Source organism: Bacillus sp. FJAT-25509 (genome assembly GCF_001420605.1).
Lineage (GTDB): Bacteria > Bacillota > Bacilli > Bacillales > Bacillaceae_G > Gottfriedia.
Genome location: NZ_LJIZ01000006.1, coordinates 1 through 12479, shown reverse-complemented (window position 1 = coordinate 12479; position 12479 = coordinate 1). Strand labels below are relative to the sequence as shown.

Below are 12479 nucleotides of genomic sequence, written 5' to 3'. Positions count from 1 at the left end.
GTTTTACTTCCTTTCAGATATTCTCATTAAACCTCTTAGCTCTTCTAATTCCGCTTCTAGTTGCAGTAATCGATCTGCTACTGGGTCAGGTAGATCACAGTGGTCAAATTGATTATTTACTCTAATTCCATCTTGAACAACTATCTTACCAGGTATACCAACAACCGTAGTATTATTTGGAACATCCTTTAGTACAACTGAATTTGCACCGATTTTTGCATTTTCTCCGATTGTGATTGACCCTAAAACTTTTGCACCCGTAGCTACCAGTACCCCACTCAATAAGGTTGGATGACGCTTACCTTTTTCCTTCCCGGTTCCGCCTAATGTTACTCCTTGATAAATCGTAACATCATCGCCTATTTCACATGTTTCTCCAATTACAACTCCAGCTCCATGATCGATAAAAAATCGTCTACCAATTGTCGCCCCTGGGTGAATCTCGATTCCTGTTAAAAAACGAGCAAACTGTGAAATACTCCTTGCAATAAAGTGCCATTTTTTCCGATAGAAATAATGAGCAAATCGATAAAGCCATAATGCATGTAAACCAGCATACGTAAGAATAACTTCTAAATAGCTAGTAGCGGCTGGATCGCGTTCAAATATCGTCGCAACATCTTCCTTCATGTACTTTAGCATCTTCATTTCCCCTTAAAGAATTTATTAAGAATTTTATTTTTTCTCTCTAAAATATAAAAAGCGTCCCTGTGTACTTAAAATACACAGAGACGCTTTATGCGCGGTTCCACTCTGTTTAGATAAAATAAATTATCTCAACTCATGTAATGTAACGGTTTCCACCGCCCTAGCCTACTAAAACGTGTTTTTCGGCTAAGGACTCAAGGGGGCACTTCCATGACTACTGTTAAAATCACTTTCACCAATGTGATTCTCTCTGGGTAACGAGTAACCATTTACTTTTCCCTATCAACATTTTACCTATATAAATATTACTTATATATATTACAAATTAATCAAAATGTTAACCAATAATTTGTTGTAAGCGAGCAATAACTTTTTCTTTTCCTAATAAAGTCATCGCTGCTGGTAATTCTGGACCATGACATTGACCAGTTGTTGCAACACGAATTGGCATAAATAATTTTTTGCCTTTTTGTCCAGTTGACTTTTGAACTGATTTCATTGAAGCTTTAATCGAATCAACTGTAAATTCTTCAGAAGCTTTAAGTTCTTCAACTAATGCTGAAAGTACTTCCTTCACTTGCTCTTCAGAAATAACAGCTTGCTCTTCTTCACCGAATGTTAACACGTCTTTAAAGAATAAGCCTGATAATTCTACAATTTCAGCACCAAAGCTCATTTGGTCTTGATATAAAGCTACTAGATTTGTAACCCATAGGTTTTCATCTGCAGTACGTTCCTCATTTACAAAACCAGCTTTAATTAGATGTGGTAATGAAATTTCCACCACTTTTTCTAATGGTTGCTCTTTAATATAACGATTGTTAATCCAAGTTAATTTTTGCTTATCAAACATAGCTGGAGCAGAACTTAAACGGCTTGGATCGAAAATTTTAATAAATTCATCCTTGCTGAAAATTTCTTCTTCACCAACTGGTGACCAACCAAGAAGAGCAATAAAGTTAAATAATGCTTCTGGTAAGTAACCAAGATTTTGATATTGTTCAATAAATTGTAATACAGATTCGTCACGTTTTGAAAGCTTTTTACGGTTTTCGTTCACAATTACTGCCATATGACCAAAATCTGGAGCATCCCAATTTAATGCACGATATACCATTAATTGTTTAGGCGTATTTGAAATATGCTCTTCTCCACGCAGTACGTGACTAATTTTCATTAATGCATCATCAACTACTACCGCGTAGTTATAAGTAGCGATTCCGTTCTTTTTAACAAGAACCCAGTCACCGATATCTTTTGATTCAAATTTAATATTACCACGAACGATATCTTCCCACTCATACGTATCGTTTGCTGGTACTGCAAAACGAATAGTGTGCTCTGCACCTGCTGCTTCTTTTACAGCTCTTTCTTCAGCTGTTAAATGACGGCATTTTCCGCTATAACGTGTAGTTGGATGACCAGCAGCTAATTGTGCTTCACGTTCCGCTGCAAGCTCTTCCTCTGTACAATAGCACTTGTATGCATGACCATTCTCAATTAATTCATTAGCATATTGTTTGTATAAGTCTAGTCTTTCTAGCTGACGATAAGGACCGTACTCGCCACCTTTATCCGGACCTTCATCCCAATCAATACCTAACCAGTGTAAAAATTTCGCTTGGCTTTCTTCGCCACCTTCAACATTACGTTCTATATCTGTATCTTCAATACGTAATACCATATCACCATTAAAATGCTTAGCAAATAAATATACGTATAATGCTGTACGTGCATTTCCAATATGTAAATGACCTGTCGGACTAGGTGCATAACGAACTCTTACTCTATTTGACATTTATAGACACTCTCCACTGAATAATTAATATACTTTATTAGTTTAAGCCTTCTTTTGTAACAATACAACCGCTTGCGATGCAATTCCTTCTTTTCTTCCTGTAAAACCTAATTTTTCAGTTGTTGTTGCTTTTACATTAATACAATCAGATGTCGTTTCAAGCAGTTCTGCAATTCTCTCTCTCATTAATTGGATATACGGTGCCATTTTAGGCGCTTGAGCAATAATCGTACAATCTGCATTAACTAACTCATAACCTTTATCCTTAACAATATGAAATACGTGCTGAAGTAGTTTGGCTGAATCAGCATCTTTAAAAGCTGGATCCGTATCTGGGAAATGTCTACCTATATCTCCTTCACCTATAGCCCCAAGCAATGCATCCGATATTGTATGAAGAAGAACATCGGCATCAGAATGACCTAATAAACCTAATTCGTATGGGATCTCAATTCCACCAATAATTAATGGGCGATTTTCTGCAAAAGCGTGAACATCAAACCCTTGTCCAATTCTAAACATGTAAACACCTTCTAACCTCTATATTGTTCATAGATTGTTTCAGCAAAAAACATATCTTCTTTCGTTGTTACTTTAATATTGTTATAATCTCCATTTACTACAAAAACTTTACTTCCGTTCCATTCAACTAAGCTTGCATCATCAGTTCCCAAATAACCATTTTCAATTGCTTTTTGATGCGCTTCTATTAAGCATTTGTATGTAAAAGCTTGGGGAGTCTGTACTCCCCAAAGTGTAGAACGATCGATTGTTTCAACGACTTCTTGATCAACAACTTTTTTTATTGTATCTTTCATTGGAACTGCACAGATGACTGCCTCATGTTCATTCATTTTTTCAAGAATCCGCTCAATCACTGCATTTGTTACAAAAGGTCTCGCCCCATCGTGTACCAAAATAAAACTTTCAGTATCCTTAATTGAAGCTAAACCATTATAGACACTTTCTTGCCTCTCTGCTCCACCTTTTACATAGGTTATTTTATTTTGTATACTGCTTGGCAAATTTAAAGTTTCAAAGAACTGTTTTTCAGATTCTTTAATCGGTAAGATAATCTCATTGCAACGCTGATCTTCGCCAAATACTTTTAAAGTTAATTCAATAATTGGCGAGCTAATTATTTTTAGAAATAATTTATTATAGCCTGCACCCATTCGTGAGCCAGAACCCGCTGCTGGGATGATGACCTTATATTGCATTTTACGTATACCTCTCTAACTTACTTTACTTTTGCAAAAATCATGCGACCTGCAGAAGTTTGTAGTACGCTCGTAACGACTGTATCCACTCGTTTACCAATTGATTCTTTACCGTCTTCTACAACGATCATTGTACCATCGTCTAAATATGCAACACCTTGTAATTTTTCTTTACCTTCTTTAACTACAAAAGCAGTTAATACTTCCCCTGGTAATACTACAGGTTTAATTGCATTTGCTAGATCGTTAATATTCCAAACTTTAATTTGCTGAAGTTCACTTACTTTGTTTAAATTAAAGTCATTTGTCACTAAAATACCATTTTTTAATTTAGTAAGCTTTACTAATTTTGCATCTACTTCGGGAACATCTTCAAAATCCCCTTCGTAGATTTCAACTTTCATAGCTAGCTCTTTTTGGATTCTATTAAGAATATCTAATCCTCTTCGTCCTCTATTTCGTTTTAACGTATCCGAGGAATCAGCTATATATTGTAATTCTGCTAATACAAATTGTGGAATCACAATTGTTCCTTCTATGAATCCAGTTTGACAAATATCAGCAATACGACCATCAATGATTACACTAGTATCTAAAATTTTAACTGGAATATCGAATGGTGTATCTTGCTCTTCAGCAGCCTTTTTCTTAGCCTTTGAAGATAAAGTAAATAAACTCAATAATTCTTCTCTCTTTTTAATCCCAACTTGAAAACCTAAATATCCTAATAAAATCGTAACTACTATTTGAATAATTGATGAAACATACTGTAATCTAATTGAGTCAATTGGCAATGAAATAAGAAATGCCAGAATAAGTCCAAAAACAAGTCCTAAACTACCAAACAAAATCATTGAAATAGGAGCTTTTAATAATTTCTCCTCAATATACTTGATAAACGTTACTGTTGGATCAACTAACCAAAGCGATAAAATAAAAAAGATCACTGCTCCACTTAAAGCTTGCACATAAGAATTATGCAATATATTAGGTAACTCTGTTTTCAACAGTTTATCTAATAGTGGAAAAAGTACTAAACCTAAAGTACTTCCGACAAAAATATAAATAACTTGAACGATCCTCTTTATCAATTCGCCACCTCCTTTAAATAAATAATTAACTCTATCTTAGACGAAATAACTTAGTTATGTCTATTGATATACAGTTGCTCCTGAATTCGTTTTAATCCTTCTTTGATTTTTTTCGCACGAATTTCACCGATTCCATCAACATCATCTAACTCAGCAAGAGTAGCTTTGTATATACCTTTAAGGTGCTTAAATCTTTGTGTTAAATTTTCAATAACTAACGGCGGTAGTCTAGAAATTTTCATCAACATACGATACCCTCTAGGCTCTACCATTTCTTCAAGATTAGTGTTATTCGGATAACCTAGCAATTTAATGATGGCATGATCCTCTAACAATTCTTCGTTTGCTAGTTCTTGAAGTTTTTGCAAAATACTTTTAGGATCTTGTTCCTTATTATAATGATAATCCTTTATTAAAAGTAATGCCTCCTCCTCAAGGTCCGAAATGATCTCAATTAACTGTAATTCAATCAGTCTTCCTTCATCACCAAGCTCAATTACATAGTTATTAATTTCATTTTTAATTCGAAGAACCATTTCAACACTATGTAAAACATTTACAACTTCAAATAATGTAACCAGCTCTTCAAATTCTAAAATACTAAGTGAAGTAATCCCTTGATTCCAAACAATTTTGTATTTTTCAAGAGTCTGAATCGCTTGATTAGCCTTTGTTAAAATTACGCCAATATCTCGCAGTGTATAGCGTAAATTACCTTTATATAAGGTAATTACATTACGTCTTTGTGATATAGCAATTACTAAGTTTCCTGTTTGTCTTGATACTCGTTCTGCTGTTCGGTGACGCATCCCAGTTTCTTTTGTAAAGATTGATTGATCTGGTATCAATTGTGCATTTGCCAACAGGATTTTTGAACCTGTTTCATTTAAAATGAGAGCTCCATCCATTTTTGCTAATTCATATAAGCTAGCTGGAGAGAAAGGGTCATTAATATGAAAACCACCATCGACCATTTCTTTTGTTTCATCATTAAAGCCAAGTACAATTAATCCACCAGTCTGTGCTCTAAGTACATTATCAATGCCATCACGCAATGGTGTACCTGGAGCGATCATTTCTAAAACTGGCAACATTGATTTAGCTTTTTGTTTTTGATCCTCCATCTCTACCCTCCTAACACGTATTTTAATGCTTCATGTACTGTATTAATACCTATTATTTCCATTCCTTCAGGAAAACTCCATCCTCCAATATTTTTTGATGGAATTATTGCTCTTTTAAATCCAAGTTTTGCTGCTTCTTGTACTCTTTGCTCTATTCTAGATACCCTACGAACTTCTCCTGTTAAACCGATCTCGCCAATTACTACATCTGTTGGATTAGTAGGTTTATCTTGAAAGCTTGATGCTATACTTACTGCAACAGCTAAGTCTACAGCTGGCTCATCTAACTTCAGTCCTCCGGCAACCTTTAAATAAGCATCTTGATTTTGTAATAAAAGGCCCATTCTCTTTTCTAATACAGCCATAATTAATGATACCCTATTGTGATCAATACCTGTTGCCATTCGCCTTGCATTCCCAAAGCTCGTTGGAGAGACAAGTGCTTGTAATTCAACAAGTACAGGTCTAGTACCTTCCATAGATGCAACAACAGTTGAACCTGCTACTCCAAAAGGTCGCTCTTCTAAGAATATTTCTGATGGATTCAGCACTTCCACTAATCCCAACTCTTTCATCTCAAAAATACCTGTTTCATTAGTAGATCCAAAACGATTTTTAACTGCCCTTAATATTCGATATGTATGATGTCTTTCACCTTCAAAATATAACACTGCATCTACCATATGTTCCAGTAAACGTGGGCCAGCAATTGATCCCTCTTTTGTTACATGCCCTACTATAAAGATTGGGATGCCTTTTGTCTTCGCGATTTTCATTAATTCTGAAGTACACTCTCGAACTTGAGAAACACTACCAGGAGCAGATGTTACTTCTTGTAAATAGATTGTTTGAATAGAATCAATTACAACAAAATCAGGAGACATCTCATCCATATACCGAGCAATATAAGACAAATCTGTCTCGGATAGAACATATAAGTTTTGTGTAGCGACACCTAGTCGTTCTGCTCTTAATTTTATTTGCTTTTGAGATTCTTCACCTGAAACATATAAAACTTTATGATCTTTTTTAGCCAATTGTGAGGAAACCTGTAAGAGCATCGTCGACTTACCTATCCCCGGGTCACCACCAATTAATACTAATGAACCTAAAACGATTCCGCCACCTAAAACCCGATTAAACTCATCGAAGGAAGTTTCGATACGAGTTTCAGTACCTATTTCCACTTCCATGATTGAAATTGGTTTCGTTCCTTCTGCTGAAGCATTTGTATTAAATGTTAGCCTTCTTGAACTAGCAGGCTGTTCTATGAACTCAACCATTGTATTCCACTCGTTACATGCAGGACACTTTCCAATCCACTTAACTGACTCATATCCACAAGATTGACAAACGAATTTAGTTTTACTTTTTTTAGCCATATGTATAGTACCTCTTTTGTTACTATGATTTTCTATATTAATAGAGTATGTATTCTAAGTCTATCCTAACGCTTTTTTGATATAAGAAAAAGGGCTTCACGCCCTTTTTCACAAATTAGATAACTTTACAATTAATTTGTTCAATTATCCTTCATAAAAGGTATGAACTTTGTAATTGTTTATTGATTTACAGTTTCAGCTGCCGGTATTATCAAATATTCATTATCCTTTACATCAAGAATAACTTTTCGGCCTTTTTCAACATTACCTTTTAATAATTCTTCGGATAAACGATCCTCTACTTGTTTTTGAATTGCTCTTCTTAATGGACGAGCACCATACTCAGCATCGAATCCTTCATCTGAAATTTTATCAATTGCTGCATCTGATAATTCTAGTTCAATTTCTTGTTCTTTTAAACGCTTAGTTAAGCTATTAACCATTAAGTGAACAATTTCTTTAATATGTTTCTTTTCTAATGAATGGAAAACGATTGTTTCATCGATACGGTTTAGGAATTCAGGACGGAATGCTTTTTTCAGTTCCTCTAATACTTTTCCTTTCATATCTTTGTAATCTTTTTCGCCATCGTTAATATTAAATCCAACATACTTATTTGTTTTTAAAGCACTTGCTCCAACGTTGGATGTCATGATAACAAGTGTGTTTCTAAAGTCAACTGTGCGGCCTTTTGAATCAGTTAATCGACCGTCTTCTAATACTTGAAGTAGGATATTAAATACATCTGGATGAGCTTTCTCAATTTCATCTAATAGAATTACTGAGTAAGGTTTACGTCTAACTTTCTCAGTTAATTGACCACCTTCATCATATCCTACATAACCTGGAGGTGCCCCTACTAAACGAGATGTTGCGTGTTTTTCCATATACTCTGACATATCAATACGAATCATCGCATCTTCATCGCCGAAAATTGTTTCAGCTAATGCTCGAGCTAACTCTGTTTTACCTACCCCTGTAGGACCTAAGAAAATAAATGAACCAATTGGGCGTTTTGGATCTTTTAATCCAGCTCTTGCACGTCGTACAGCTTTAGAAACTGCTACTACTGCTTCTTCTTGACCAATTACTCGTTTATGAAGAACACTTTCCATATTTAACAGTTTATCTGCCTCTGTTTGAGCAAGTTTTGTAACTGGAATATTCGTCCATGATGATACAACATTCGCTATATCCTCTACAGTTACTTCAGAATTTTCTTTACCTTGTTTCTCTTTCCATTGGCGTTTCGTATCTTCTAATTGTTCACGTAATCTTTGTTCTGAGTCTCTTAATGATGCCGCTTTTTCAAATTCTTGACTTTGAACAGCTGCATCTTTCTCTTTACGAACTTCCTCTAATTTTAATTCTAATTCTTTTAAATTTGGCGGTGTAGTAAAGCTACGTAGTCGTACTTTAGAACCTGCCTCGTCAATAACATCAATTGCTTTATCCGGTAAGAAACGGTCTGTAATGTATCGATCAGATAGTTTTACAGCCTCAATAATTGACTGGTCAGAAATTGATACTCTATGATGTGCCTCATAACGGTCACGTAAGCCTTGAAGAATTTGAATTGACTCCTCTACACTCGGCTGATCAACTTGAATTGGTTGGAATCGACGCTCTAACGCAGCATCTTTTTCGATATATTTACGGTATTCATCAATTGTTGTTGCACCGATACATTGTAGCTCACCACGTGCTAATGACGGCTTTAAGATGTTAGATGCATCAATTGCACCTTCTGCCCCACCTGCACCGATTAGTGTATGAAGTTCATCAATGAAAAGAATAATATTACCAGCTTGACGAATTTCGTCCATTACCTTTTTCAGACGATCTTCAAATTCACCACGGTACTTAGTTCCAGCTACAACAGTACCCATATCAAGTGTCATTACTCGTTTATCTCTTAAAATCTCTGGTACTTCATTATTAACAATTTGTTGAGCTAATCCTTCTGCAATAGCCGTTTTACCTACACCAGGCTCACCAATTAATACTGGATTATTCTTAGTTCGTCGGCTTAACACTTCAATTACTCGCTGAATTTCTTTACCACGTCCGATTACAGGATCTAAGCGACCCTCTCTAGCCGATACTGTTAAATCACGAGCTAAGCTGTCTAATGTCGGTGTGTTTGCTTGATTAGCAGAGCCATTTTGATGATTAGACGAGCTTTCATTGCTACCTAATAATTGGAGAACTTGTTGACGAGCTTTATTTAAGCTAACACCAAGATTATTTAATACTCTTGCTGCTACACCTTCACCTTCTCGAATTAGTCCTAAAAGGATGTGCTCTGTTCCTACATATGAATGCCCTAATTTGCGAGCCTCATCCATTGATAATTCAATCACTTTTTTAGCTCTAGGAGTGTAGTGTACAGTTTGAGCAACTCCTTGACCACGTCCTATTAATGTTTCCACTTCTTGTTGAACTTTCTCTGGGCTTAATCCAAGTGCAAGTAATGCCTTAGCAGCAATGCCTTCTCCCTCTCGAACAAGTCCTAGTAAAATATGTTCTGTACCTATATTTGAGTGTCCAATTCGGATTGCCTCTTCTTGAGAAAGAGCTAATACTTTTTGAGCACGTTCTGTAAATCGACCAAACATCATAATTGGTTCCTCCCATATAATTAGTTATTTTTGTTAGATAATCTTTCGCGTATTAGTGACGCTCTTTTAATATCCCTTTCTTCGGGAGTAAGCTGATCACCTACATGCTGTTGTAAAATACCTGGTTGAGTTAATATCATTAATTCATGTAAAAAGTTTTTAGATAAACCATCAATTAAACCTAAATCAATCCCTAATTGTACATCTGATAAACACTTAGCACTTTCCTTTGTTTCTATTATTCTTCCGTATTTCAATGTACCTAGAGAACGAAAAACTCGATCTTCTAAAAGAATTAAAGAAGTTCTTGCAAGTGCATCCCTTGCTGATTTCTCGTGTTTGATCAGTTGTTGTACAATTGTGGTTAAATCTTCTATAATTTCTTCTTCCGATTTCCCTAGTGTTATTTGATTCGAAATCTGAAAGATATTACCTAATGCTTCGCTACCTTCGCCATAAATTCCTCTTACTACTAAACCAAGTTGATTAATAGTAGGAATGAGGCGGTCAAATTGTTTCGTGATGACCAGTGCTGGAAGATGCATCATCACTGAGGCCCTTAATCCGGTACCAACATTAGTAGGACAGCTGGTTAAATAACCAATTGTTTCATCAAAAGCATATTCAAGCTGACTCTCTATATAATTATCAATATGATTCGCTTGAGTAAGTGCCTCTCTAAGTTGTAAACCTGGAAATAGAGCTTGAATTCTTAAATGGTCTTCTTCATTAATCATAATGCTAATTTGTTCGTCCTGAGATAATATACATGCACCATGTACCGACTCTTGAACTAAATTAGGACTTATTAAGTGTTTTTCAATTAATACTCTTTTCTCTACTGGTTCTAACTTATTAATTTCAATATATTCAAAAGGTCCGTTTGGTAAAGCTGTACTACCTTCAAAATAATGTTTAACTAAATGACAAATTTCTTTAGCCTTGTCTTGACTAAGTAAAGTTGGATACAAATATGCACTAAAATTTCTAGCGAGCCTAATACGACTACTTAAAACGATATCATCGTCCGGACCTTCTTGTTTCATCCAAGGACTGATGGCTTCATTTATAATTCGATTAATAGACATGTAACTTACTCCACCTCCTTTTGAAGGGCTTGTAAATCTTTTTCAATTTCACGAATTTCATCCCGAATTTTAATTGCTTGCTCAAAATCTTCCTTTTCAATAAAATTTTTCATTTGAGATTTCAAGTCTTGTAGCTTTCTTTTTAAGGAGATCTCACCATTAATCTTTTGAGGTATTTTCCCTGTATGAGATACATTACCGCTATGAATTCTTTTAACAATTGGTTTCATCTGATCCATAAATGTTTCATAACAAGTTGAACAACCTAAACGACCAATTTTAGTAAACTTTTGAAAAGTCATCTTACATCTAGGACATTCAATATGGGAATCTTGATGAAATTTATTTTTCTTCATTTCATAAATACCAGTATTACCTTTAAACAATCCAGCTAACAAATCATTTACAGAATAACCACCTATTTCAGAAAAAATATATTTATTGTTCGATTCATTTGCGCATTTCTCACATAAGTGAATATCTGTTTTCTCACCATTAATAATTTTAGAATAGTGTAATGTTGCCGGACGCTCTTGACATTCTTGACAAATCATAATGGGCAACCTCCATATTCTATTTATACTTTAAACTTCTTAGCATTGCCTTGAACATTCTTGCTCTTAACTCGTCTCGATAAGGTAAATTAACCATTATTACTGAACGATCTAATACACTTAACATCATTTTTGCTTCTCGCCCTGTAATTACACTCTTTTCAAGTAGTAGACGAATATAGTCCTCCGAGCTAGACTGTGCAATATTATTAGTAAAGCTACTTAATATTTGATCAATTACGCTCGCTTTATCATGAAATTGCACTTTAATAATTCGAATATACCCTCCACCGCCGCGTTTACTTTCTACTACATATCCTCTTTCTAGTGTAAATCTAGTATTTATTACATAATTTATTTGAGAAGGTACACAATCAAATTTATTTGCTATTTCACTTCTTTTTATCTCGACATAATCTTTATCGGATATGTCAAAGTAGTGCATTAGATATTGTTCAATAATATCTGATATATTCTTCATCTATTTACCACCTTTACTGACTTTGACTATCTTTGACTATTATTATATTCCTTTCATGAAAAATTTCAACTATTATCTCTTTACCATTTTTTCCAAACGATACAGCTCTTAATCTTTTTTTGTACATTAAGAAAGTATAAATTGGTAGCCTAGGAGAAAAATTGACATATTTTCCAGTTTTGGGTATTAAGTATAAGTGCTATCTTTGCCTAAAGGCTCGTCAATTGGCGATTTTTCTTTATCAGTATATAAATATATATGTTATACAATTCTTTTAAGAAGCTTTTTTTCCTTTATACTTTTATTAAAAAAATTATTAACTTGAACTATTTCGTTTGATCCTTTAAGCATTTTAAGATAACAAAAAAAACATCAGCCTAAAAGCTGATGTTTTCGGTTACCAGGCGACGTTCTACTCTCACAGGGGGAAACCCCCAACTACCATCGACGCAAAAGAGCTTAACTGCCGTGT

At 34.7% G+C, this 12479-nt stretch carries 11 protein-coding genes, 1 rRNA gene and 1 other annotated feature; all 12 genes read right to left on the bottom strand.

Going from position 1 to position 12479, the window contains the following annotated elements:
• Window positions 1-3: 3 nt before the first annotated feature.
• Window positions 4-642, bottom strand: a complete 639-nt coding sequence (gene cysE, locus AN960_RS04260; protein ID WP_056467349.1) for a serine O-acetyltransferase — start codon at window positions 640-642, stop codon at window positions 4-6.
• Window positions 643-724: 82 nt separating this feature from the next.
• Window positions 725-943 (bottom strand) — a binding site (T-box leader).
• 42 nt (window positions 944-985) lie between these two features.
• Window positions 986-2446, bottom strand: coding sequence for a glutamate--tRNA ligase (gene gltX, locus AN960_RS04255; protein ID WP_056467346.1), 1461 nt, complete (start codon window positions 2444-2446; stop codon window positions 986-988).
• A gap of 42 nt (window positions 2447-2488) precedes the next feature.
• The gene (gene ispF / locus AN960_RS04250; RefSeq protein ID WP_056467343.1) at window positions 2489-2968 is read right to left on the bottom strand and encodes a 2-C-methyl-D-erythritol 2,4-cyclodiphosphate synthase; all 480 of its coding nucleotides are present in this window, start codon (window positions 2966-2968) and stop codon (window positions 2489-2491) included.
• An 11-nt stretch (window positions 2969-2979) separates the two neighbouring features.
• Window positions 2980-3666 carry a 2-C-methyl-D-erythritol 4-phosphate cytidylyltransferase gene (gene ispD / locus AN960_RS04245; RefSeq protein ID WP_056467339.1) on the bottom strand — a complete coding sequence of 229 codons (687 nt, stop codon included), beginning with the start codon at window positions 3664-3666 and terminating at the stop codon, window positions 2980-2982.
• 20 nt (window positions 3667-3686) lie between these two features.
• Window positions 3687-4757: a PIN/TRAM domain-containing protein gene (locus tag AN960_RS04240; protein ID WP_056467336.1), complete on the bottom strand. Its 1071-nt coding sequence runs from the start codon at window positions 4755-4757 to the stop codon at window positions 3687-3689.
• Between the two features lie 50 nt (window positions 4758-4807).
• On the bottom strand, window positions 4808-5881 hold the full coding sequence (disA, locus tag AN960_RS04235; protein WP_056467333.1) for a DNA integrity scanning diadenylate cyclase DisA: 1074 nt from the start codon (window positions 5879-5881) through the stop codon (window positions 4808-4810).
• Between the two features lie 2 nt (window positions 5882-5883).
• Complete coding sequence (gene radA / locus AN960_RS04230; RefSeq protein ID WP_056467330.1) at window positions 5884-7263, bottom strand: DNA repair protein RadA; 1380 nt, start codon at window positions 7261-7263, stop codon at window positions 5884-5886.
• A gap of 179 nt (window positions 7264-7442) precedes the next feature.
• Complete coding sequence (gene clpC / locus AN960_RS04225; protein WP_056467326.1) at window positions 7443-9884, bottom strand: ATP-dependent protease ATP-binding subunit ClpC; 2442 nt, start codon at window positions 9882-9884, stop codon at window positions 7443-7445.
• A gap of 20 nt (window positions 9885-9904) precedes the next feature.
• Window positions 9905-10972, bottom strand: coding sequence for a protein-arginine kinase McsB (gene mcsB, locus AN960_RS04220; RefSeq protein ID WP_056467323.1), 1068 nt, complete (start codon window positions 10970-10972; stop codon window positions 9905-9907).
• Window positions 10973-10977: 5 nt separating this feature from the next.
• Complete coding sequence (mcsA, locus tag AN960_RS04215) at window positions 10978-11526, bottom strand: protein-arginine kinase activator protein McsA (protein WP_056467320.1); 549 nt, start codon at window positions 11524-11526, stop codon at window positions 10978-10980.
• Window positions 11527-11545: 19 nt separating this feature from the next.
• Window positions 11546-12007 (bottom strand): CtsR family transcriptional regulator, encoded by a 462-nt coding sequence (locus AN960_RS04210; RefSeq protein ID WP_056467317.1) that lies wholly within the window; start codon window positions 12005-12007, stop codon window positions 11546-11548.
• A gap of 399 nt (window positions 12008-12406) precedes the next feature.
• A 5S ribosomal RNA gene (gene rrf, locus AN960_RS25420) occupies window positions 12407-12479 on the bottom strand; the annotation flags it as partial.

Coding starts and splice junctions, on each gene's coding strand:
- ispD (WP_056467339.1), bottom strand. CDS start 3,666: ATGCAATATAAGGTCATCATCCCAGCAGCGGGTTCTGGCTCACGAATG.
- gltX (WP_056467346.1), bottom strand. CDS start 2,446: ATGTCAAATAGAGTAAGAGTTCGTTATGCACCTAGTCCGACAGGTCAT.
- cysE (WP_056467349.1), bottom strand. CDS start 642: ATGCTAAAGTACATGAAGGAAGATGTTGCGACGATATTTGAACGCGAT.
- disA (WP_056467333.1), bottom strand. CDS start 5,881: ATGGAGGATCAAAAACAAAAAGCTAAATCAATGTTGCCAGTTTTAGAA.
- AN960_RS04210 (WP_056467317.1), bottom strand. CDS start 12,007: ATGAAGAATATATCAGATATTATTGAACAATATCTAATGCACTACTTT.
- clpC (WP_056467326.1), bottom strand. CDS start 9,884: ATGATGTTTGGTCGATTTACAGAACGTGCTCAAAAAGTATTAGCTCTT.
- radA (WP_056467330.1), bottom strand. CDS start 7,263: ATGGCTAAAAAAAGTAAAACTAAATTCGTTTGTCAATCTTGTGGATAT.
- ispF (WP_056467343.1), bottom strand. CDS start 2,968: ATGTTTAGAATTGGACAAGGGTTTGATGTTCACGCTTTTGCAGAAAAT.
- mcsA (WP_056467320.1), bottom strand. CDS start 11,526: ATGATTTGTCAAGAATGTCAAGAGCGTCCGGCAACATTACACTATTCT.
- mcsB (WP_056467323.1), bottom strand. CDS start 10,972: ATGTCTATTAATCGAATTATAAATGAAGCCATCAGTCCTTGGATGAAA.